This is a genomic window from Tepidimonas aquatica, assembly GCF_007556585.1.
GTDB lineage: Bacteria > Pseudomonadota > Gammaproteobacteria > Burkholderiales > Burkholderiaceae_C > Tepidimonas > Tepidimonas aquatica.
The window spans coordinates 45,194-67,889 of sequence record NZ_VJNA01000007.1 but is presented as its reverse complement, the minus strand read 5'-3'; the positions used below and the strand labels follow the sequence as shown (position 1 = coordinate 67,889).

Annotated in this window: 18 protein-coding genes; 10 read left to right on the top strand and 8 right to left on the bottom strand. The window is 65.6% G+C overall.

Annotation, left to right across the window (positions count from 1 at the left end):
• Positions 1–101: 101 nt before the first annotated feature.
• From eutC to eat, 3 genes are read right to left on the bottom strand one after another with little or no spacing between them, the layout of a single operon-like run.
• Complete coding sequence (gene eutC, locus Taqua_RS03815; protein WP_144324886.1) at positions 102–923, bottom strand: ethanolamine ammonia-lyase subunit EutC; 822 nt, start codon at positions 921–923, stop codon at positions 102–104.
• A complete protein-coding gene (locus Taqua_RS03810; RefSeq protein WP_144324884.1) occupies positions 920–2,317 on the bottom strand; it encodes an ethanolamine ammonia-lyase subunit EutB in 1,398 nt (465 codons plus the stop codon). Before Taqua_RS03810 ends, eutC begins: the two co-directional genes overlap by 4 nt.
• Before the next feature lie 5 nt (positions 2,318–2,322).
• Entirely contained in the window at positions 2,323–3,795 is a 1,473-nt protein-coding gene (gene eat, locus Taqua_RS03805) for an ethanolamine permease (RefSeq protein ID WP_144324882.1), read from the bottom strand.
• Between the two features lie 245 nt (positions 3,796–4,040).
• On the opposite strand from eat, the gene Taqua_RS03800 reads away from it, so the two are divergent.
• The 4 genes from Taqua_RS03800 to Taqua_RS03785 all read left to right on the top strand — a co-directional run bounded on the left by Taqua_RS03800 (position 4,041) and on the right by Taqua_RS03785 (position 8,324).
• Entirely contained in the window at positions 4,041–5,054 is a 1,014-nt protein-coding gene (locus Taqua_RS03800; RefSeq protein ID WP_185969547.1) for a helix-turn-helix domain-containing protein, read from the top strand.
• Between the two features lie 92 nt (positions 5,055–5,146).
• Complete coding sequence (locus tag Taqua_RS03795; RefSeq protein WP_144324878.1) at positions 5,147–5,782, top strand: LysE/ArgO family amino acid transporter; 636 nt, start codon at positions 5,147–5,149, stop codon at positions 5,780–5,782.
• Positions 5,783–5,806: 24 nt separating this feature from the next.
• Positions 5,807–7,495 (top strand): flavin monoamine oxidase family protein, encoded by a 1,689-nt coding sequence (locus tag Taqua_RS03790; RefSeq protein WP_281287762.1) that lies wholly within the window; start codon positions 5,807–5,809, stop codon positions 7,493–7,495.
• Between the two features lie 52 nt (positions 7,496–7,547).
• A complete protein-coding gene (locus Taqua_RS03785) occupies positions 7,548–8,324 on the top strand; it encodes a nitrilase-related carbon-nitrogen hydrolase (RefSeq protein ID WP_144324876.1) in 777 nt (258 codons plus the stop codon).
• Here Taqua_RS03785 and Taqua_RS03780 read toward each other — a convergent pair.
• The 5 genes from Taqua_RS03780 to Taqua_RS03760 all read right to left on the bottom strand — a co-directional run bounded on the left by Taqua_RS03780 (position 8,302) and on the right by Taqua_RS03760 (position 15,222).
• Positions 8,302–9,075 (bottom strand): class II aldolase/adducin family protein, encoded by a 774-nt coding sequence (locus Taqua_RS03780; RefSeq protein WP_144324874.1) that lies wholly within the window; start codon positions 9,073–9,075, stop codon positions 8,302–8,304. The two genes, Taqua_RS03785 and Taqua_RS03780, sit on opposite strands and share 23 nt — an antisense overlap.
• Positions 9,076–9,575: 500 nt before the next feature.
• Positions 9,576–9,884 carry a CRISPR-associated endonuclease Cas2 gene (gene cas2 / locus Taqua_RS03775; protein ID WP_144324872.1) on the bottom strand — a complete coding sequence of 103 codons (309 nt, stop codon included), beginning with the start codon at positions 9,882–9,884 and terminating at the stop codon, positions 9,576–9,578.
• A gap of 23 nt (positions 9,885–9,907) precedes the next feature.
• Positions 9,908–10,810 (bottom strand): type II CRISPR-associated endonuclease Cas1, encoded by a 903-nt coding sequence (gene cas1, locus Taqua_RS03770; protein ID WP_246094609.1) that lies wholly within the window; start codon positions 10,808–10,810, stop codon positions 9,908–9,910.
• A complete protein-coding gene (gene cas9 / locus Taqua_RS03765; RefSeq protein WP_144324870.1) occupies positions 10,797–14,165 on the bottom strand; it encodes a type II CRISPR RNA-guided endonuclease Cas9 in 3,369 nt (1,122 codons plus the stop codon). The genes cas1 and cas9 overlap by 14 nt, the downstream gene beginning before the upstream one ends.
• A 124-nt stretch (positions 14,166–14,289) precedes the next feature.
• A complete protein-coding gene (locus Taqua_RS03760) occupies positions 14,290–15,222 on the bottom strand; it encodes a LysR family transcriptional regulator (protein WP_144324868.1) in 933 nt (310 codons plus the stop codon).
• A 123-nt stretch (positions 15,223–15,345) separates the two neighbouring features.
• On the opposite strand from Taqua_RS03760, the gene Taqua_RS03755 reads away from it, so the two are divergent.
• From Taqua_RS03755 to recQ, 6 genes are read left to right on the top strand one after another with little or no spacing between them, the layout of a single operon-like run.
• Positions 15,346–17,577, top strand: a complete 2,232-nt coding sequence (locus tag Taqua_RS03755) for a malate synthase G (protein ID WP_144324866.1) — start codon at positions 15,346–15,348, stop codon at positions 17,575–17,577.
• A gap of 51 nt (positions 17,578–17,628) precedes the next feature.
• Positions 17,629–17,859 (top strand): cysteine-rich CWC family protein, encoded by a 231-nt coding sequence (locus Taqua_RS03750; protein WP_144324864.1) that lies wholly within the window; start codon positions 17,629–17,631, stop codon positions 17,857–17,859.
• A gap of 30 nt (positions 17,860–17,889) precedes the next feature.
• Positions 17,890–19,254: a diguanylate cyclase gene (locus tag Taqua_RS03745; RefSeq protein ID WP_144324862.1), complete on the top strand. Its 1,365-nt coding sequence runs from the start codon at positions 17,890–17,892 to the stop codon at positions 19,252–19,254.
• A 34-nt stretch (positions 19,255–19,288) separates the two neighbouring features.
• Positions 19,289–20,317, top strand: coding sequence for a porphobilinogen synthase (gene hemB / locus Taqua_RS03740; protein ID WP_144324860.1), 1,029 nt, complete (start codon positions 19,289–19,291; stop codon positions 20,315–20,317).
• Positions 20,318–20,331: 14 nt separating this feature from the next.
• Positions 20,332–20,742, top strand: a complete 411-nt coding sequence (locus Taqua_RS03735) for a rhodanese-like domain-containing protein (protein WP_144324858.1) — start codon at positions 20,332–20,334, stop codon at positions 20,740–20,742.
• A complete protein-coding gene (gene recQ, locus Taqua_RS03730) occupies positions 20,739–22,670 on the top strand; it encodes a DNA helicase RecQ (protein ID WP_246094608.1) in 1,932 nt (643 codons plus the stop codon). Before Taqua_RS03735 ends, recQ begins: the two co-directional genes overlap by 4 nt.
• Positions 22,671–22,696 lie beyond the last annotated feature (26 nt).

Below are 22,696 nucleotides of genomic sequence, written 5' to 3'. Positions count from 1 at the left end.
TGATCACATAATGTAGGGTAAAGTAGTGTTGTGACAGTTATGTGACGACGGGGCGCAATCGTGTCCGATCGAGCGCGACAAGCACAGGCGCAAACGGCTCGTCATGCACGCCGCGGCTCTTCGCTGAAGACACCTATCAGTGGCAATCCGCTGTGATCCTTCAATCCAACGCCGGTAGTTTGTAACCGGCGCGCCTCTTGAGCCAGCCAGGCAAATCGTCGTGCGGCGGTTACGACGTCCTGACCACCGACACGTATATTTGAGATACAGTTGCGCTGCGCATCGGTGCAGCCCACGCGTGGCCGAAGGGTGAGGTAGATTCCTACGCTGTCGGGCGAGCTCAGACCAGGACGTTCACCGATGATCATCGCCACCATCCCTGCGCCGAGCAACTCGCCAACTTCATCGCCGGCGGCAACGCGCGCTTGTTGGACGATGACCAAGGGCGCGACTCGCCAAGTGCGGTCCAGTGCGTCGCGTATTGCCCTCAGTAGCGCGGGGGTGTACCGTTGTACGCCCAGCGCCGATAACCCATCCCCTATCACGAGCACCAAGTCCGAGGCCTCGGTACGGCGGCGAGCGTCTTGTAAGACTCCCACGCTCGCGTCGTCAAGTCGGCGTCCCCAATCGGGACGCAAAAGGTAGCTTTGGCGATCGGGCGCGCGGGTGTGCACGCACAGCGGCGCGGGCCAGCCGTCTGTGGTGAGCGCAGCCGCCAGTGCCTTGACGTCCAAGGGCAAGTGTATGGCATCCCGAGCTTGAGCATGCGCCAGCCCAAACGCCAAGACCTGCCGACTGGGTAGGCTGGACCCGCACCTCCCCAATGCGATACGCGCAGGGGTGAAACGCTTGAGCACCTCCCACGGCGTGTCCGTAGCGACGATGCTCGAAGAGAGCTCGGGACGTGATGGGGGGGCTGTCATCGGTCGGGTTGAGGCAAGGTCCACAACGTTTGTGCAAGCGCAGGCGCGACGCGCGCGGGCAAAAGGCGCCCGGTCTCGTCGACGACGCCCATGTTGCGTAGCCATTCGTCGAATTCCGGGGCACGCCGCAGTTGCAGTAAATCTCTCACGGCCAGAGCATCGTGGAACGATGTGCTTTGGTAGTTCAGCATCACGTCATCAGCCCCGGGTACGCCAATAATGAAATGGACCCCAGCGCAAGCCAACAACACGAGCAGGTTGTCCATGTCGTTTTGATCCGCCTCTGCGTGGTTGGTATAACAGATATCGCAGCCCATGGGGAGGCCGAGTAATTTCCCACAAAAATGATCCTCGAGTCCGGCACGAATGATTTGCTTGCCGTCGAAGAGGTATTCGGGCCCGATGAATCCAACAACCGTGTTGACGAGCAGTGGGTGATAGCGCCGCGCTACTGCATACGCACGTGCTTCGCACGTTTGCTGATCGACGCCATGATGGGCGTTGGCAGAGAGTGCGCTGCCTTGCCCGGTCTCAAAATACATGACGTTATCTCCCACCGTTCCGCGCCGCAGCGCCAGCGCCATGGAATGCGCCTCGTCGAGCAGAGCCAGATCGATTCCAAAGGAGCGGTTCGTCTGCTCTGTGCCGCCAATCGACTGAAACACCAAGTCCACGGGAGCGCCCATCTGTATTGCTTGCATGGTGTTGGTGACGTGGGTCAATACGCAGCTCTGGGTGGGGATGTTGCCACGTTCGATGACTTCTGCCAACATGTGTTGCAACCGTACCAAATCGGCGATGCTGTCCGATACGGGATTGACGCCAATGACGGCGTCGCCGGCGCCAAGCAGCAACCCGTCGATGATGCTGGCCAAAATGCCCGCGGGATCATCGGTCGGATGATTCGGCTGCAGTCGCACTGCCAGGTGTCCGGGTAACCCTAATGTGTTTCGGAAGCGGGTGACGACGGAGCAGCGCTTCGCGACGATCATTAAATCCTGATTGCGCATCAGCTTACTAACTGCGGCAACCATCTCGGGCGTAAGACCAGGTGCAAGCCTTTTTAGCGCCACTGGTGTCGCCGCCTCGCTGAGCAGCCAATCCCGAAATTCACCAACCGTTTGTGTCGAGACGGGCTCGAACGCTGATTCATCGTGTGTATCGATGATCAGCCGGGTGACCTCATCCGACTCATAGGGGATCAGTGGTTCTTCGAGAAATTGCCGCAGGGGCACCTCAGACAGCACCCAGCGCGCCGCCATACGCTCCTGTTCGCTCGTCGCTGCCACGCCGGCCAGTTGATCTCCAGATCTCGGTGGGCTCGCCTTCGCCATGACCTCGCGCAAGGACGCGAAGCGATAGCGAACACCCGCAAGATCGACCTGGTAGTGCATGACGATCACCGAACCTTTTGGGCGTTGGGTAAAGCGATGTCGCCAATGTCGGTGGCAGCGCTGTCGGTGTCGAGACGTTCGTTGGTGCCGACCAGCATTTCATCATAAGCGGCGTTGAGGCGTTGGTTCTGAGTAAAACGGAAATAAACATATCCAGCCGCCGCCAGTACAGTAAAAAGCAGTGAAAGGGCCGGGTTGTAATAAATCACTGCGATTAGGCAAATGATTCCGCTGCCGAGGGCGAGCGCTGGGAAAATCGGATAAAATGGTGCCCGAAAGGTTCGATGCAATCCGGGTTCGGTCGAACGCAACTTGAACAGGCTCGCCATAGAAACGATATACATAACCAAGGCGCCCAAAACCGCCATCGTTACGATGTTCGCAGTAAGTGGCTGCCCACCAAACGTGATCCATTCATCGCTGAATACCGCTAAGATGCCCACGACACCCCCACCGATCAAGGCTCGAACGGGTGTGCGAAAACGAGGGTGCACCTTGGCGAAAAACGGTGGAAGAAAACCAGCGCGCGCGAGGGCATATATTTGCCGCGAGTATCCCAGTATGATGCCGTGAAAGGAAGCGATCAATCCGAACAAGCCGATCCAAACCAGCATGTGCAGCCATGCGCTGTTGTCGCCAACCACGATTTTCATGGCTTGCGGCAACGGATCGTTGATGTTTGATAGAGTTCGCCAATCACCAATGCCGCCGGCCATGATCATGACCAGAAAGGCGAGTGCCACCAACGTCAGGATGCCCGCGATATAAGCAATCGGGATGGTCCGTTGGGGGTCGCGGGCCTCTTCGGCTGCCATGGCCGCGCCTTCGATTGCAAGGAAAAACCAAATCGCAAAAGGAATCGCTGCAAATATGCCGCCGACTGTCGCCCAGGTGAATCTATCGCTGCCAGCCCAGCCGTTGGCGACAAAATTGGTGAGCGACCATCCAGGGGCCACGACGCCCGCAAAAACCAGCAGCTCGATGACCGCAAGTAGGGTAACAAATAGCTCAAAGGTGGCGGCGATCCCCACGCCAATGGCATTGAGCGTAATAAAGACGACGTAAGCGGCTACCGCAGCGATTTTGGGGTCAAGCGCGGGAAACTGCACGTTGAGATAGGCGCCGATAGCCAGTGAGATCGCGGGCGGCGCGAATACGAACTCCACCAGAGTGGCAAACCCAGCGATGTAGCCACCAGCGGGGCCAAATGCCCGTCGGGCGTAGGCAAACGGACCACCCGCGTGCGGGATGGCCGTCGATAGCTCGGTAAAACTGAAAATGAAGGTGGTGTACATCAGGGCTACGAAGGCGGTGGCGACCAAGAATCCCAGCGTGCCCGCGGTAGCCCAACCGTAACTCCACCCGAAGTACTCACCCGATATAACCAAGCCAACGGCGATACCCCAAAGTGAAAACACGCCGAGTACGGGTTTGAGCTCGCGCGAGACATGGACAGACGGTGTATGTGGTGATGCCATGACAAACCTCACATTGATAATAAGGGGGCGGGGGCATCTGCTAGTGTCCCCGACGACGTCCGAGACAGATCATGGTCTAGGGAGTCGCGACGACGGTATCCCGTTTGAGCAAAAACACGATGTGGCCGAAAATTTTCCGAAACGGGATAGTGTTGCTAAGGGTTATCCCTTACGCAGGGTCTGGCATGGTTCTTGATACTTTGAGCTCATCTGCCAAAGATCGCACCACTATGGAGCACGCCAGGGTGAGCCAAGAGGCCGGGCCGAGTTCGGTTGCACAGTTTTGTGTCAAGCGCACAAGTGACGTGCATGTGCATGCAAGCCACCTGTCCGCCTGGGAGCAGCAGTACGAGCAAGTGTCGCGCGGGGTTTTCAGCGGTGTCGTGCGGGAGGTCGCCGCCCCTGGGCTGCAGGTGTTCGAAGAATGGGCTTCTTGCGCGACGGCCCAGCATTGCCGCCCCTGGTCGGGCGGGGTGTGGATTGGCATGCCCGTGCCAGAGGATACCCAGGGTCTGCGCTACATGGGCCGCAGTGTTGATAGCCAACAGTGGATGTGGGCGAACGATGACCAGGTTTTCGACCTTTTCGTGCCGGCAGGGGTTGGCCTTTACGGAGTGGTCTTGGACGGCCGCGACATGATGCGCCATCTGCACTGGCGAGATGGGAGAGGTGAGTGCGGCACCGGCCAGTCGTTTGCGAGCACGGGATGGTCTGGCATGCAGTTGCAGCACCTCACCATTGCCCAGCGCCAGCGATTGACCGGTTTGCTGCGCGAGGTGCTCAGTAATGTCGAACGTACGCCAGAGGTTTTGAGCCACGACGCCAGCCGCCAGGCGTTACACCATGCGGTGCTCACGGTTGTCTGCGACTTGGCGGTACCCCGAGAGGTCCAGCCCGTGATGGTGGGGCGACATCATCGTCGCCTTACTCTCGTGCGGCGCGCGCGCGAGCTGATATTGGAGCGACCGCAGGACTTCAGCCATTTGACAGCGCTGTGCGCTGCTCTTCACGTGACGCGGCGCACGTTGCAGAACTGTTTTCACGAGGTCATGGGTATCAGCCCTGCTGCATACCTGCGCGAGGTCCGCCTCAACGCTGTCCGCCGTGCCCTGCAAAGCCCGCTGGAGGCGCAGCACACCATCACCGAGATCGCTGCTCGCTGGGGCTTTTGGCACATGGGCCACTTCGGACGGGAGTACAAGACGCTCTTCGGCGAGACGCCCTCCCAAACCCGCGCGGCGTGGCTTGAGGTCAAATAAAAAATAACTTGATGAGGTAAAGTTCGTTTTGAAATACTTAATGCCGTAGCGCGTCGGGAGCACACTCGCGTGTAACGAGAGGAGTGCTGCCGATGATCTTGACTGCCCCCAGCTTCACCGCCGGCCTGGTGATGAGCCTGTCGCTCATCATGGCCATCGGCCCGCAAAATGCGCATGTCATCCGTACCGGCTTGCAGCGGCGCCACCTGTGGCTGACCGTGGCCACGTGCGCGGTGGCCGACATCGTGCTCATCGCCCTGGGCGTGGCCGGCCTGGCGCAGTTGGGCGGCTTGTCGGACAAGCTGCACGGCGCGTTGATCGGGGCGGGGATCTTGTTCCTGCTCGTCTATGGTTACCAAGCGGCGCGGCGCTTCTGGTATGGGCCGGCGGCACCCCAGGTGCCCGCCATCGGTACGCCGGCCGCGCAGCCGACCAGTGCGCTGCAGGCCGTCGGGGCCGCGCTGGCGTTTTCCTGGCTCAACCCGCACGCCTGGCTGGACACGGCCGTCCTCATCGGTACCGCGTCGTTGGCGTGGGGCGCGCAGCAGCCCATCTTCGGCCTGGGGGCAGCGACCGGCTCGGTGGTGTGGTTCTTGCTGTTGGGCGGCGCGGCGTTTTGGCTCGGGCGGCGGCTGAATTCGCTCAAGGTCTGGCGCGCACTCGACGGCCTTGTGGCCCTGATGATGTGGGGCACGGCAGCGGCCCTGTTCATCAGCCTGTTCGAATGATGGAATCTGAGGAGGAGACGACCCATGTCCACGATGACCCTGCGCGTGCCCCAGCGCCGCGCGCCCGACGCACCGATCACGATCTTCGGCCCGGATTTTCCCTTCGCCTATGACGAATGGCTCACTCACCACGCCGGTTTGGGCCGCGTCCCGGTTAGCCGTTACGGCACCGAGGTGGCCGTCGTCGGCGCCGGCATGGCGGGGCTGACCGCGGCGTATGAGCTGATGAAGCTGGGCCTCAAGCCCGTGGTGTACGAGGCCTCGCGCATGGGCGGGCGGTTGCGCTCGCAGCCCTTCGAGGGCGGGCAGGGCGCGATTGCCGAGCTGGGCGGCATGCGTTTCCCGCTGTCCTCCACGGGTTTTTACCACTACGTCCATCTGTTGGGGTTGGGCAGCCGGCCGTTCCCCAACCCGTTGACGCCCGCGGCCAACTGCACCGTTATCGATCTGGAGGGCCAGACCCACTGGGCGCGCACGCTGCAGGATCTGCCACCGCTGTTCCAGGAGGTGGCGCAAGCCTGGGCCGACGCGCTGGAGGAGGGCGCGGGTTTTACCGCGCTGCAAACCGCCATGCGCGAGCGTGACGTGGAGCGGGTCAAGGCGCTGTGGGATGCGCTGGTGCCGCGCTGGGACGACCGCACGTTCTACGACTTTGTCGCGCAATCGAGTGCGTTTCGTCGCTTGAGCTTTCACCACCGCGAGGTGTTTGGGCAGGTGGGCTTTGGCACCGGGGGGTGGGATTCGGACTTTCCCAACTCCATGCTCGAAATCCTGCGCGTCGTGCTCACCGGTTGCGACGAAAACCAACACTACATCGTCGGCGGTGTGCAACAGGTGCCCATGGGCCTTTGGCAGCACGCGCCGGCGCGCATCGAGCACTGGCCGCAGGGCACCACGCTGGCCCGCCTGCACCACGGGGCACCGCGCCCGGGAGTGCGCGCCATCCAGCGTGGGGGCAACGGCCAGCTGGAAGTGACCGACACCTGGGGCACGACGCGCCGCTACGACGCGGTGTTGGTCACGTGCCAGAGCTGGCTGCTCACGACACAGATCGCGTGCGAGGAGTCGCTGTTTTCGCACAAACTCTGGATGGCGCTGGACCGCACGCGCTACATGCAGTCGTCCAAGACCTTCGTGATGGTCGATCGCCCGTTTTGGAACGACCTGCGCGCCAACGGCTGGCCGGTGATGGGCATGACGCTCGCCGACCGCCTCACGCGCGGCACCTATCTGTTCGACAACGGGCCCGATAAGCCCGGCGTCATCTGCTTGTCGTATGCGTGGATGAGCGACGCGCTCAAGATGCTGCCCTACGACAGCACGAAGCGCGTGCAACTCGCGCTCGACGCGCTGCGCAAGATCTACCCCGACGTCGACATCGCCAGCCATATCATCGGTGACCCGATCACCATTTCGTGGGAAGCCGACCCCTACTTTTTGGGCGCCTTCAAAGGGGCGCTACCCGGCCACTATCGCTACAACCACCGGATGTACGGGCATTTCATGCAGGACGCGCTGCCCGAGCGCGAGCGCGGTATTTTCTTGGCGGGCGACGACATTTCCTTCACGCCGGCGTGGGTGGAAGGCGCGGTGCAAACGGCCCTCAACGCGGTGTGGGGCATCGTGCGCCACCTGGGGGGCGCCAGCCATCCGGACAACCCCGGCCCTGGCGATTGGTACCCCCACATCGGGCCCGTGGCGCTGCCGGATTGACACCGTGCACGGAGGGAATCTGCCGGAAACAGGTTGCGCTACGCTTGCAGACATGGACGCACGGATGCAAACGGAGAACGACCACGCGCGGCCAGCGCAATCGCTGCGTATTGCCCTCTGGCAAACGCCCCACCCCTCGCCTGGAAACGCCGGCCATGCACTGGCGTGCCTGGATGCCGCAGCAGCACAAGCCGCGCAACACGGCGCGCACTGGCTGGTCACGCCCGAAATGTTGATGACGGGCTACATGATCGATCCCGCGCAGTTGGCTGCGCTTGCGCAACCGGCTGACGGCCCCTGGGCGCAGGCGGTCGCGGCCATCGCACAGCGCCATCGCCTGGGCATCGTCTATGGCTGGCCCGAGTCGCACCCCGCGGGCGCTCGACCCTACAACGCAGCGCAAGCCATCGGCCCCGACGGGCGGCGGCTGGGGGTGCACCGCAAAGTGCACCTTTTCGGCGCGGCAGACGCCGAGCGCTTCTCGCCGGGCGAGGAAGTGGGTACCCCGTTTGACTGGGAAGGCTGGCGCATCGGCCTGTTGATCTGCTACGACGTAGAGCAGCGTGCCGCTGTTCGCGCCCTAGCGGCGCAGGGGGCGCGCGTGATTTTGGTGCCCACGGCCAACATGCTGCCCTACGACGACGCGCCGTGCCTGACGCTGCCGCGCTTGGCCGCCGAGTCGCGCGTGGTCATCGCCTACGCCAACGCCTGCGGGGCGGAAGGCGACACGCGGTATGGGGGGCTGAGCCGCCTGGTGGCGGCGGACGGGCGGGTGGTGGCTGCGGCGGGGCGCGGCGAGGCGCTGCTCATTGGCGATAGCCCGGATTGATCCGATCCAGCCGGCGCAACAAGCCCGGCCACGTCAGCGCCCCCGCACCCTGGCCGCGCGTCACCTGCCGGGCTTGGGCCTGGGCGGTGCCGATGATGGCGGGGTCGATGGGGATCAGCTCGCCGCCGCCCGCCTGCGCCCGCACCTGAATCGCACACACCGCTTCGAACAGGTACATCGACAGAAAGGCATCGGCTACGGACGGCCCCAGCGTCAGCAGGCCGTGGTTGCGCAGCATCAAAAAATGCGCATCGCCCAGGTCTGCCACCAGCCGGGCCTTTTCGTCCTCGCGCAGCGCCACGCCTTCGTAGTCGTGGTAGGCCAGGCTGGCCAGCACGAAGATCGACTGCTGCGACAGCGGCAGCACCCCCTGTTTTTGCGCCGAAACCGCCACGCCGTTGAGCGTGTGCGTATGCAGCACGCACTGCGCATCGTGGCGTGCCGCGTGGATGGCGCTGTGGATGGTGAAGCCGGCCGGGTTGACCGGGTAAGGGCTGTCGTCCAGCTTGTTGCCCTGCAGGTCGATCTTGATGAGGCTGGACGCGGTGATCTCCTCGAACAGCAGGCCATACGGGTTGATCAAAAACTGGTCGTCCGTCCCCGGTACGCGCGCCGTGATGTGGGTAAAAACCAGGTCGTCCCAGTGAAAGGCGGCCACCAACCGGTAGGCGGCTGCCAAATCCATGCGTACCTGCCATTCGGCGTCGCTGACCTGGCCCTGGCGGCTGGGGATGGCGAGGGGGGTGTTCATGTCCACCACGATAGGCCGACGCACAACGATCGACTATCGCCTTTGCGACACGTTTCGTGTAGACCGATATTCGGCTGTTCTGTGGCAGCGCAAGTGGTTGCCATATTGCAAATCACAAGCAGAACGATGGTTTGAAGCGTGCGAAGGTAAAATGAGTGCTGCAAACGGTTGAAATTCATCAATCGTCCGGCCAGGTGAAAATCTGTTGTAGCTCCCTCTCTCACCCCGGATGGCTACAATAGCCGCGAGCGCATCCGCTACGGCGAGACGGTTGTAGCTCCCTCTCTCACCCCGGATGGCTACAATCGGCCGTTGTCCCGGCTTGTGCCGTCGATGGTTGTAGCTCCCTCTCTCACCCCGGATGGCTACAATGCCAGAAGGCAGCACGGCCCGGCCCCGCTTGTTGTAGCTCCCTCTCTCACCCCGGATGGCTACAATACCCGTCACGTAACTCGTTGTCAGGGCGTGACTTAGCCAGTTTGCGCCGTTGTTCAATTTTTCTAAAAAAGGAGTAGCTGAGAGGCAGTAACGTTTTTTTCTTGAGAAACTGGCTTGCCAACAAGCAAGCGTATGCCGGCGTACTGTCGTTCCGTTACTGTCATGCACCGGACCGAGCCGCGCGATGGCAGATTTTGTATCAGGCGTGCCAGGTGTTTGCTCTCTGCATCAATGCCATTCAGTATCCTGCCATACACCGACCACTGGATCATGTCGTAGCCGTCGTTGAGCAAAAATCTACGAAACTGCACGTAGGCGCGCTTTTCGGTCTTGGTCACCATGGGCAGGTCGAAAAAGACGAGCAGCCGCATGTATCGCCTCGTCTCGCCGCTCATCAGTATTCCAGCCGGTGACGCTGTAAGCCGAGCAGCCGGGGTAGATCCAGACCTTTGGCTTTGCCCTCATAGACCCGGACCAAGCCCTCGACCGCATATTCGATGGCAGACAGCACGGACATTTGCCCTTGAGGCATGTCGACATCCACATTGAGCAGCGCCACCAGGGCCTCTTTGTCGCTTGGGGTCAGATCTCCGGTGGTGCTCGCCGGGTGTTGCGCCACATGCAGATCGACAAGAGGCCGAAACGGCTCGATCAAATCGTCCGCCAGGTTGAAGGCATTTTGTTCGCTATCGTGAAACAGCCCGATGCTAGGGTGCAGCCCGTGCGCGACCAAGCCGCGGGTTATCGCGCCACGCAACACGGCATAGCCATAATCGAGGGCGGCATTCGTCCAATGCGCGTCGGCGCGATTGAAAGCGTTGCCAAATAGCTGGGCGAAATAAAACGCCGCGGCTTGCGCCTCCAGATTATCGGGGTCGCCTGAGCGCACGCGGCGGGCATGAGAAGCCAAGCGCTCCGCGCCTGCGCGAGCGCTCAGCGCCAGGCAGGCGGCTTGGTTTTCGATTTTGCGCCGCACGATCTCGGCCCAGGCTTGCTTGGCCGTTGGTTTTGAAATGCCCAATTGTTTGCGCATCATGCGCGTGCTGCGCGAGTGCGAAAGAAAAGGCAAAAAGATGCCTGCGGGTTGGTGATTGTGCCCGGTCGCATAAAGGCCGATCCCGTATTCGGCGCAAGCCGACAACACCGGGTGCGTGAGCGTGATCTCGCGGTGATTGAGCACGATCACCGCGATGTCCTCGAAGGGCACGAAGGCGGTTTCTTCCTGCTCGATGGCGAGCGAATAATGCGCCCGCCGCAGCCGCGCCGGACGCGAGATCATCACGCTACGCCAGACCACGGCGCACCTCCTTCGGCGCGGGGTAGAGGTTGCCGAGGACGTCGACGTGGAATTTCTCGAAAGCAGTTGCGGTTTTTACGCCGGTGCGGATGAAGCCATCCTTGCCGACACCGGAGTTGCGGTCATGCGCCCAAAGGCCGATATTTCCAGTCGAACGGTCGCAGCTGGCGAAATAGCCTGAGAGTACTTCCTGTTTCAAAGCGATACGTAAAAAATCATTGGGGTGCGCAGAAAACAGAAAGTCGAAATTCTGGTCATCGATCAGCGTCCAGTCCTCCTCATCCTTGAACGCGACGATCGCCCGGTTTGGCAGCTCGCCGGTTCGCCGGTAGATCGCCGCGTGATGCACGTAGATTGGCACGAGATGGAATTTGCCGTCCTTCTTGTGGCGGAAGACGTCGACGCGCAGCATGGTGTCGTTCTTGGCGATGCCGCCGCGCATGGGAATGCCCGAGAGCTTGTCGATCACCAGCGTCACGGTGCGCACGATCGGGCCGGTCGGGTTGCCGTCACGGTCGGGTTTGCGCAGCGGGTTGTCGGGCGGGAAGGCCTTCTCACCCTTGCCGCCGTGCGCTTCGAGCCGCGCGCGGATCGCGGCGTAGAGCTTCTCGTTGCGGTGCGGGTCGATCAGCTTGTCGAGGTCGGCGAGCTTGAGGCTCGCCAGCGGCACGCGCTGTGTCACGCCGCCTTGGGCCTTCAAGCGTTCAGGCTGAGCATAGATGGTGTCCTTATGCGCCGCGCCGCCATTTCGCCGCTGCGGCGCGCGCGAGACGAACAGCGGCCGCACGGCGGCGAGCGCCTCCTTGGAATAGGTGCCAAACACCTCCAGGCGAGTGCGTAGCTCCTCCGCGTCGTCCACGAATAAGCGCGCCTGCAACTCTTGGCGGAAATGCGGCCAAGGCTCGGGGAAATGTTCGGCGAGGCGCTGGAACATCGCCGGATCGAGGATTTCGCCGGTCTCGGGGTCGGGGAAGCCGGCGCGCAGGTTTTCGAGTTCCCTGCGCCGCGAATAATCGGCGAGACGCTTGACCATGCTGTGGCTGCAAGCGGCGACGACGGCGGCGTCGAGGGCATGGTGGCGGTCGCTCTCGCTGCGGATCTTCAGCAAGCCCCAGCGAGCGCGCAGGAAGGCGGTGGTCTGGCCGTTCAACACCACGCAGCGCTTGGCAACGGGCAACACCGTGCCGTCGGCCTCGACCTTTTCGGCGAGCTGAAGATGATTTTCGACCCAGTTCTTGAAGAAGCGGCAGATATAGCGCGTGTCGTTCAGGTTGCGCTCGCGGAACTCCTCGGCGGCCTTGCCCGTGAAATCCTTGCGCAACAGACGCTGGCGTTTGGCGAGGCGGTAGTTCTTGTTCGCTTCGACAAAGGCGGCGAACTCGCGCCAACGCTCGCCCGAGGGGTCGATCGCCATCAGGTATTCGTAGGGCGTGCGGTTGCCCTTGTTACGGTTTTCCTCGGTGAGCGAGAGCACCTTGTTGTTCTTGCCGTCGTCGAAGCTGCGCGAATAGGGCAGGACATGGTCCACCTCGGCATAACCGGGCTCGAAGATCACGCGGTGCAGATCGAGCGGCTTGAGCGAGTAGGCGCATTTGCCCTGCTGCTCGCGGTAGAGTTGGAACTTCTCGAACTCGCGGCTTTTCGCGGCGATGCCGTATTCGGCGGCGAAGGCGGCTTTGTCTTTTTCGTTCTTCTCGCGGTATTCCTCCTGCGCCTTTCGGATCTTGTTGCGCTCGTCAAAGGGCCGTGAGAGGTCGCGCGCCATCTCGATGTGCACGGCCGCAGGCGAGCCGTATTCCCGGATCAAGGCATTCATCACCTTGCGCGCCTGGTTGAGTGCGCGCAGCACGACGGGATTACGCGGCACGTCCAAGCGGTCATTGAAGATCATCCGGCCATCCTTGTCGCGGCCGGAATAGAGCGGCGGCAGGAAGCGCGATTTTTTCCCCTCGCCAGCCTGCGGCTGGCTGTGGTGGTAGCCGGCCGCCTGGCAGGCCTCGTCGTAGCGCAGGCCGCCCTCCATGTGCGGCACGATCTTTCGGAGTGCCTTGAGCGAGAGGTTGTGGAACTTGTCGAAACTCACCTCCGAGAGCGCCTCGATCATCTTCTCGCCGCCCGGTAGGTTCAGCTTGGCGAGCTCGGCCTCGACCTCGGCGCCGTCCTTGAAGACGGAGAGCACCCAGGCGATGGCATCGAGCATCGCCGGGTCGCCACCAATGGCACGCCCGGCCAGGCCCTCCCACTCGGTTTCGAGCCCCTTGTCTTTCATCGCCTTACGCAGCGTCTGCCATGCGGGCAGTTTGACGAGCACGTCTTTTTCCTTGTCCTCATTGACGCCAGCGAAGGTGAAATCGCCAAGCCCCGCCTTGGTGAGCGCCTTGCGCACGTGTTCGTACTTGAAGTCGCCCGCTTGCCGGTAAGGTAGCGGCAAAATGATCTGCCGTTCGGCCTCGGTGAGCGGCCGGGTGACGCCATCGACGACGAGGCGCAGGTTGTTGAGGCGCGTCAGCCACACGTGGCGCTCGGCGGTAAAGCTCGCCTTCGGCGCGCGGTATTCGCCCTTGCCATCAGGCCCGCCCGTTCTCTCGAGGGTGCAGCGGCCCAGCATCTTGAGCAGCGCCTCGCCCGACAGCGGCGGCTTTTGCTCCCAGAAGATGCCGCTCTTCCTGTTGCCCGTGCCGAGAATCTTCGCCTCCAACGCCGTACCGGCATGTGGGTTGCCGAGTTCGCGCTGGCGCTGGAACAACAGGGCCAGTTCGTCCGCCAATAGAGCGCGGGAGAGCGACTTGTCATAGGCGCCGGCCTTGTTGCGCCAGGCGTCCGGGAATTCGGCCAGCACCATCTCGGCGGCGGTTCGATAGTTTTTCTCCTTCATGCGGCGCTGGGTGTTGGCGAGCCCCTCTTTGACCTTGCCGCCTTCCTTCTTGTCGCCTTCGGCCTTCTTCTCTTCGGCACGGCTTAGCCAATGAAAGCCGCGGTGCTTACAGAGGTGGTAGAGCACCCGCGCCCATTCTTCGCTCGTCAAACGGCGATCCAGCCCTTCGACACGCAGCCGCCAGGGCGAGACGGGCGCGGGGCTGCGTACCTCGTCGAGGTGGGCGATCAAGCCCTCGCGCTTGAGCAGGCGGGCGAGCTTCACCAGCCGCCAGGCACGGCGGCGCAGCCGGCGGCGCATCAAGCGCGCGATGCGCCGCGCTAAATTCAGCGGCTCGCCGTCCTTGGCGGTTTCGGCCTTGTCGAAGCAGCGCACGCCAAGATCGACGATACGAGTGTCGGATAGCACGCACCAGCCGACCGAGGCGATGCCGATGTCGAATCCGAAGACCAGACTTTCCGGTGTCTTGTTGTGGCTCACGACGAATCTCCCTTATAATGCGGCCATTGTAGCTATCCGGGGTGAGAGCCGTTGCTACAATAAAGGCGAAAGCCTGTATCCGCCCAGCAAGCTTGCTTGCTGGGCTTTTCATTTGGAGCAGGAATCAAAGGGACTTGTTGGCCCCCCAAAACTCCGCCCGCCCATAGTGGTCCTTTAGAAAATCGATCCAGGCCCGCACGCGCCGCGGCAGGTGGCGGGCGGTGGGGAAGACGGCGTAGATGCCATTGGGGGGGGCGGCGTAATCGTCCAGCACGGCGACCAGGCGGCCGGCGTCGAGGTCGGCCTGCACTTCCCAGGTGCTGCGCCATGCCAGGCCCAGGCCGGCCAGGCACCATTCGTACAACACCTGACCGTCGGTGCAGTCCAGCGGGCCGCGCGGGCGAATGTGGATCACCTTGCGGCGGCCGGCTTCGTCCGGGACGGTGAAGGCCCAGCCGCGCGTTTGCGACGCCTCGGACGACAGCAGCAGGCAGTCGTGCTGCAGCAGGTCGTGCGGCGTTTGCGGGGTGCCGCGGCGGCGCAGGTAGTCGGGGGCCGCCACGACCAGGCGGCGGTTGTCGGCCAGTCTGACGCTGACCAGTGACGAGTCGGGCAAGTCGCCGACCCGTACCGCACAGTCGTAGCCCTCGGCCACCAGGTCCACCACGCGGTCGCTGAGGTTGAGCGACACGGTGACCTCCGGGTACTGTTGCCGAAAGAGCGGCACCAGCGGCGCGACGCGGCGGCGCCCAAAGCCCGCCGGGGCGGTTACGCGCAGGTGGCCGCGCACCCGGCTGCCGCCGGCGCTGACATTGGCTTCGGCCTGCGCCAGGTCGGCCAGCAGGCGCTGGCAGTCTTCCAAAAAGGCGCTGCCCTCCGGCGTGAGCGTCAGCCGCCGCGTGGTGCGCACGAGCAGCTTGACGCCCAGGTGCTCCTCCAGCGCGTCGAGCCGTCGCCCGATGACCGCCGGCACCACCCCTTCGGCGCGGGCGGTGGCGGCCAGGCTGCCGCGCTGCGCCACGGCGACGAAGGTTTCGATGGCCTTGAGCTTGTCCATGCCAAATTATGCAACTAAAAGTCATGAGTCTATGGCCTGATAGGGGCTCGATCGTGATGTTGGCTTGCGCTAAAGTTCGCCTGATCCGGCCTTGCGCCGCCCTGTATCACGGAGATTGCACCCATGTCTACGCCCCGCGTGACCAAGGGCCGCCTGCAGGTGGCCGACGTCTTGTACCGTTTTATCGAAGAGCAGGTGTTGCCGGGCACCGGCATCGACAGCGAGCGCTTCTGGCGCGGGTTTGACGCCATCGTGGCCGACCTGGCGCCGAAAAACCGCGCGCTGCTGGCCGAGCGCGACCGCCTGCAGGCCGAGCTGGACAAGTGGCACAGCGCCAACCCGGGCCCGATCCGCGACATGGCCGGTTACCGCCAATTTTTGGAGACGATCGGCTACCTGGTGCCCCCGCCCGGCGAGGTGCGCGTGACCACCGCCAACGTCGACGCCGAGCTGGCGACGCAAGCCGGCCCGCAGTTGGTGGTGCCGATCCTCAACGCTCGCTACGCGCTCAACGCCGCCAACGCACGCTGGGGCAGTCTGTACGACGCCCTGTACGGCACCGACGTGATCCCCGAGGACGACGGCTGCGCCAAAGGCCCCGGCTACAACGACAAGCGCGGCGCCAAGGTGATTGCCTACGCGCGCGGCGTGCTGGACCAGGCCGCCCCGCTGGCGCAGGGCTCGCATGCCGACGCCACGGCGTACGCGGTGGTGAATGGCGGTCTGCAGGTGACGCTGGCCGGTGGCGCGGTGACCGGGCTCAAGGATCCGGCGCAGTTCGTGGGGTACCATGGCGCGCCCTCGGCCCCGTCGTCGGTCTTGCTGCGCCACCATGGGCTGCACCTGGACATCCGCATCGACCGCAACCACCCCATTGGCGCGACCGACCGCGCCGGTGTGTGCGACGTGGTGGTGGAGGCGGCGCTGTCCACGATCCTGGACCTGGAGGACTCGGTGGCCGCGGTGGACGCCGAGGACAAGGTGCTGGGCTACCGCAACTGGCTGGGCATGATGCAAGGCTGGTTGACCGAGAGCTTTGACAAAGGCGGCCGCACGCTCACGCGCGGCCTGCACGGGGACCGCCGCTACACCGCGCCCGACGGGCAGGGCGAGGTGGTGTTGCCCGGGCGTTCGCTGCTGTTCGTGCGCAACGTCGGCCACCTGATGACCAACCCCGCGATCCTGTACACCGACGCCGACGGCACCGTGCGCGAAATCCCCGAAGGCATCATGGACGCGGTGATCACCACCACCATCGCGCTGCACGACCTGCAGGGTCACGGCAAGCTGCCCAGCGGCGAGCCGATCCGCAACAGCCGCGCCGGCAGCATCTACATCGTCAAGCCGAAGATGCACGGGCCCAAGGAGGTGGCGTTTGCGGCCGAGTTGTTTGCGCGCGTCGAGCAGATGCTGGGCCTGCCGGACAGCACCGTCAAACTGGGCATCATGGACGAGGAGCGCCGCACCAGCGTCAACCTCAAGGCGTGCATCGCCGCGGCCGCCAGCCGCGTGGCCTTCATCAACACCGGGTTCCTGGACCGCACCGGCGACGAAATCCACACCGCGATGCTGGCTGGCCCGATGATCCGCAAGAACGACATGAAGGCCAGCGCCTGGATCCAGGCCTACGAGCGCAACAACGTGCTGGTGGGCCTCAAGTGCGGGCTGCGCGGGCGCGCGCAGATTGGCAAGGGCATGTGGGCGATGCCGGACCTGATGCGCGCGATGCTGGAGCAAAAAATCGCCCACCCCAAAGCCGGCGCCAACACCGCGTGGGTGCCCAGCCCCACCGCGGCCACGCTGCACGCGCTGCACTACCACCAGGTGGACGTGGCGGCGGTGCAGCAAGAGCTGGAGCGCATCGACGCCGACGCCGAGCGCGACACGCTGCTGACCGGCTTGCTGACCGTGCCGGTGGCGTCCACCCCCCACTGGAGCGAGGCCGACAAGCAAGCCGAGCTGGACAACAACATCCAGGGCATCCTGGGCTACGTGGTGCGTTGGGTGGACCAGGGCATTGGCTGCTCCAAGGTGCCCGACATCAACGACGTGGGCCTGATGGAGGACCGTGCCACGCTGCGCATCAGCAGCCAGCACGTGGCCAACTGGCTGCACCACGGCGTGGTGACGCCTGAGCAGGTGCGCGCTACCTTCGAGCGCATGGCGCGCAAGGTCGACCAGCAAAACGCCGGCGACCCGGCCTACCGCCCGATGGCGCCGAACTTCGAGGCCAGCATGGCGTTCCAAGCGGCGCTGGACCTGGTGTTCAAGGGCAAGGAGCAGCCCAGCGGCTACACCGAGCCGCTGCTGCACGCCTGGCGGCAGAAGGTCAAGGCCGCCGCGGCGGCGCGCTGAGCGCCGGGGGCCCCCCGACGCGCCGGCCACGGAGGTGAACGAGGGGCGCCGATGACCGCCGAGGAGCCGACCGTCGATCCGGCTCGCTGCCCGCTGTGTGGCGGCGACAACGCCTGCGCGATGCAGGCGCAGCACCGCAGCGGTCAGCCGCAGCCGCCGTGCTGGTGCACGCGCGTCTCCTTCGCGCCGGATCTGCTGGCGCGCGTGCCCGAGGTGGCGCGCGGCCGCGCCTGCCTCTGCCCGCGCTGCGCGGCCGAGGGCGCTGGCCCCCGTGCGTGTTAGGATGGGCGCTCCTCCAGCGTCCGTTGCCCGATGGTCGAAACCGCCGCCTCCGCTGCGCCGCCCGTTCGTGTCGCCCTGATCGATGCCAACGCCGCCGCGCGCGCGGTCGTGCAGGGTCTGCTGCAGGCCGAAGGTGCCGACGTGCACGCCTTCGGCCACGGAGAGGAAGCGCTGCTGGCGCTGGCCGGTGACCTGCGTGTGGACGTCGTGCTGGTGTCGCGGCACCTGCCGGACATGGGGGCGCTGGAGCTGTTGCGCCGGCTGCGCCAGCTGCCGGGCGGCGCGGTGCTGCCGGTGGTGCTGATCACGGGCGATGCCACCGAATCGCTGCGCTTGAGCGCCCTGGAGGGTGGCTTCACCGAGGTGCTGCTGCGCGCAGCACCCGAGCAGTTGGCGCCGCACCTGCGCGCGCTGCTGCGCCGCCAGGTCGACCTGCAACGTGCGCGCATCCTGCTGGTGGAGGACTCGCCCACCATGGCGGCGGCCACTGCCGAGGCGCTGGCCCCGCTGGGCATGGAGGTGGAGCACGTGCTGCGGGCGCACGAAGCGCTCGAGCGGCTGGAGCAGCAGGCCTTCGACCTCGTCATCGTCGACGTCGTGCTGCCCGGGGTGCTGACGGGGCTGGGCCTGCTGTCGGCCATCCGCAGCCGGCGCGATGACCTGGCCGAGCTGCCGGTGCTGGCCTACACCGGCTACGACGAGCGGGCGCGGCGCGTGGAGATGCTGCGCCGCGGGGCCAACGACTACGTCACCAAGCCGATCGACGCCGACGAGCTGCGCGCCCGCGTCAGCAACCTGGTGCGCTACTGGCGGCTGCTGCAACAGGTGCGCCGCCAGCATGCGTTGATGATGCGCCAAGCGGTCACCGACGCGCTGACCGGGCTGCACAACCGCTACCTGCTGGACGATCTGGGTCCGCGCCTCGTGCGCCGCGCCTGGCGCGGTGGCGAGCCGCTGACGGCGATGATGCTGGACCTGGACCACTTCAAGGACGTCAACGACCGGCACGGCCACGACCGCGGCGACCAGGTCTTGCAGGCGCTGGCCCAGCGGCTGCGCGAGCACGTCCGCCCCGAGGATGTGCTGGTGCGCTACGGCGGCGAGGAATTCGCGCTGCTGCTGCCCAGTCTTGGCCCCCAGGTGGCCGCGGCGCATGCCGAGCGGCTGCGTCAGGCGGTGGCGCAGCGCCCGCTGGCCGGACTGGCGCTGACGGCCAGCATCGGCGCCTGCGTGTGGCAGCCGGCTCCAACCCCCGGGGCTGCGGCCAGCGCCGAGGAGGCGACCGCGGTGCTGCGCGGCCTGCTGGTGTGCGCCGACCGCTGCCTCTACCGTGCCAAAGGTGCGGGACGCGACCGCAGCGTGGTCGAGGTCGCGCAGGGCGTGCCGCGCGCATGAGGTGCGCCGCGCAGTCGCGTCACAATACGGGTCCATGAACGTGCCCAGCCCCTGCGCCGGCCATCCGGCCCCGTATCCGCTGTCGCGGCCGCGCCGCCTGCGCCGCGACGTGTTCACACGCAACCTGGTGCGTGAGCATCACCTGACGGTGCACGACCTGATCTACCCCGTGTTCGTGCTGGACGGCCACGGCCGGCGCGAGCCGGTGGCTTCGATGCCGGGGGTGGAGCGCCTGAGCCTGGATCAGCTGCTGCCGGTGGCGCGCGAGTGCGCCGACCTCGGCATCCCGGTGTTGGCGCTGTTTCCGGTGATCGACCCGGCGCTGAAGACCCCCGACGGGCGCGAGGCCTGGAACCCCGACGGGCTGATCCCGCGCGTGGTGGCCGAGCTCAAGGCCAAAGTGCCCGACCTCGGGGTCATGACCGACGTGGCGTTGGACCCCTACACGAGCCACGGGCAGGATGGCCTGCTGGATGAGACCGGCTACATCGTCAACGACGCGACGGTGGAGGTGCTGGTCAAGCAGGCGCTGGTGCAGGCCGCCGCCGGCGTGGACATCGTCGCACCCAGCGACATGATGGATGGCCGCATCGGCGCCATCCGTCAGGCGCTGGAGGCGCGCGGCCATGTGCACACGCGCATCATGGCCTACAGCGCCAAGTACGCCAGCAGCTTTTACGGGCCGTTTCGCGACGCGGTCGGCAGCGCCGCCAACCTCGGCAAGGCCGACAAGAAGGTGTATCAAATGGACCCGGCCAACTCCGACGAGGCGCTGCGCGAGGTGGCGCTGGACTTGGCCGAGGGGGCCGACATGGTGATGGTCAAGCCTGGCATGCCGTACCTGGACGTGGTGCGCCGCGTCAAGGACGAGTTCAAGGTGCCGACCTTTGCTTACCAGGTCAGCGGCGAGTACGCGATGCTGAAGGCCGCCGCTGCCCACGGCTGGCTGGACCACGATGCGGTGATGATGGAGAGCCTGCTGGCCTTCAAGCGCGCCGGTGCCGACGGCGTGCTGACCTACTTTGCGCTGGAAGCGGCGCGCAAGCTGGCGGCGCAGGGTTGAGGGCGGGGCGCGCGATGCGGCATTGGTTGCCGAAGGAGGCGTGGGCCTGGCTGCAGGCGCAGCGTGGGCTGCCGCCGGACGAGCAGCCGCTGTTCGTCGACGTGCGCATGGAGATCGAGTCGCTCTACGTCGGCCGCCCGCCGGGCGTGGTCAACATCCCGTGGTACGAGTACCCCGACCTGAGGCCGGATCCGCAGGGCTTTGCGCGCAAGGTGCTGCAGGAGGCCGGCCGGCTGGACCGCCCGGTGCTGCTGATCTGCCGCAGCGGCAAGCGCACGCTGGACGCCGGCGCGGCGCTGGAGGCCGCCGGGTTCACCGACGTGGCGCACGTGGTGCACGGCTTCGAGGGCGAGCTGGACGAGCACTTCCACCGCTCCAGCCGCAACGGCTGGCGCTTCGAGGGGCTGCCCTGGGAACAGATGTGAGCGCGCTCACGCCCGCACAGGCGCTGCAGGCAGGCCGCGCCGTGCTGGCCGAGGTGTTCGGCTACGCGGACTTCCGGGGGTTGCAGGCCGACGTGGTGGCCCACGTGGCCGCCGGTGGCGACGCGCTGGTGCTGATGCCCACCGGGGGCGGCAAGTCGTTGTGCTACCAGATCCCGGCCATCGTGCGCCAACGCGCCGGGCTGGGCGTGACGATCGTCGTGTCGCCGCTGATCGCGCTGATGCACGACCAAGTGGGGGCGCTGCGCGAGGCCGGGGTGGAGGCCGCGTACCTCAACTCCACGCTAACCCCCGCGCAGGCCGCCGAGGTCGAGCAGCGCCTGGTGCGTGGCGAACTGACGCTGCTGTACGCGGCGCCGGAACGTTTGGTCACCCCGCGCTTTGTTGCCCGATTGCAGGCGCTGCACGCGGCGGGGCGGCTGGCGCTGTTGGCCATCGACGAGGCGCACTGCGTCAGCCAATGGGGGCATGACTTCCGGCCCGAGTACCGTGAGCTGGCGGTGTTGGCCGAGCGGCTGCCCGGTGTGCCGCGCGTGGCGCTGACGGCCACCGCCGACGCACTGACCCGGGCCGACATCGTGGCGCATCTGCACCTGCAGCAAGCGCGCACCTTCGTGGCGAGTTTCGACCGGCCCAACATCCGCTACACCATTGTCGAAAAGCGCGACACGCTGCGCCAGTTGCTGCGCTTCATTGGCGACGAGCACACCCTGCCCGACGGCCACCATGACAGCGGCATCGTCTACTGCGCCTCGCGCCGCAAGGTCGAAGCGGTGGCCGCGCGGCTGCAGGCGGCGGGTTTGCAGGCGCTGCCCTACCACGCCGGGCTGGATGCCGCCACGCGCCAGCGCCACCAGGACCGCTTCCTGCGCGAGGAGGGGCTGGTGATGGTGGCCACGGTCGCCTTCGGCATGGGCGTCGACAAGCCGGACGTGCGCTTCGTGGCCCACGTAGACCTGCCCAAGAACATCGAGGGCTACTACCAGGAGACCGGCCGCGCCGGCCGCGACGGCGAGCCGGCCAACGCCTGGATGGCCTACGGCCTGGGCGACGTGGTGCAGCAGCGCCGCCTGATCGACGACAGCGCAGCCAGCGACGACTTCAAGCGCGTGCAGCGCGGCAAGTTGGACGCGCTGCTGGCGCTGGCCGAGTCCACCACCTGCCGCCGCCAGCAGCTGCTGGCCTACTTTGGCGAGGCCAGCAGCCCCTGCGGCAACTGCGACAACTGCCTGGCGCCGCCCCAGACCTGGGACGCCACCGAAGCCGCGCGCAAGCTGCTGTCGTGCATCTACCGCCTGCAACAAACCGGGCAGGCGTGGGGGGCGGGGCACGTCATCGACGTGCTGCGCGGGCAGGCCACCGACAAGGTGCGCCAGCACGGACACGAACGGCTGTCGACGTGGGCGATCGGGCGCGAGCTGGACGAGACCGAGTGGCGCCGCGTGCTGCGCCAACTGGTGGCGTTGGGTGCGGTGCAGGTGGCGGGCGAGTTTCACACCCTGCATCTGACCGCCGCGGCGCGGCCCATCCTGCGCGGTGAGCAAGCGGTACGGCTGCGGGTGGCCGCGGCGCCCAGCGGGGCAGGCCGTGGGCGCGCCACCCGGCAGGCGCGGGCACTGGCCAGCGAGGCACGCCTGCCGCTGCGCGAGCGCGAGGTGCTGGCGGCGCTGAAGCGCTGGCGCGCCGAGGTGGCGCGTGCGCACGACCTGCCGGCCTACGTGATCTTCCACGACGCCACGCTCGTGGCGCTGGCGCAGCGCCAGCCGGCCTGCGACGGCGACCTGGACGGCATCCCAGGCCTGGGCGAGAAGAAGCGCGCCGCCTACGGCGCCGAGGTGCTGCGCGTCGTCGCGCAGGCGCTGCAGGCCGCCGGGCCCGCCGCGCCGGAGCCACTCGTGGCGTGGCCCTGACGGCGCGCGGGGGCGGCAGCGGTGCC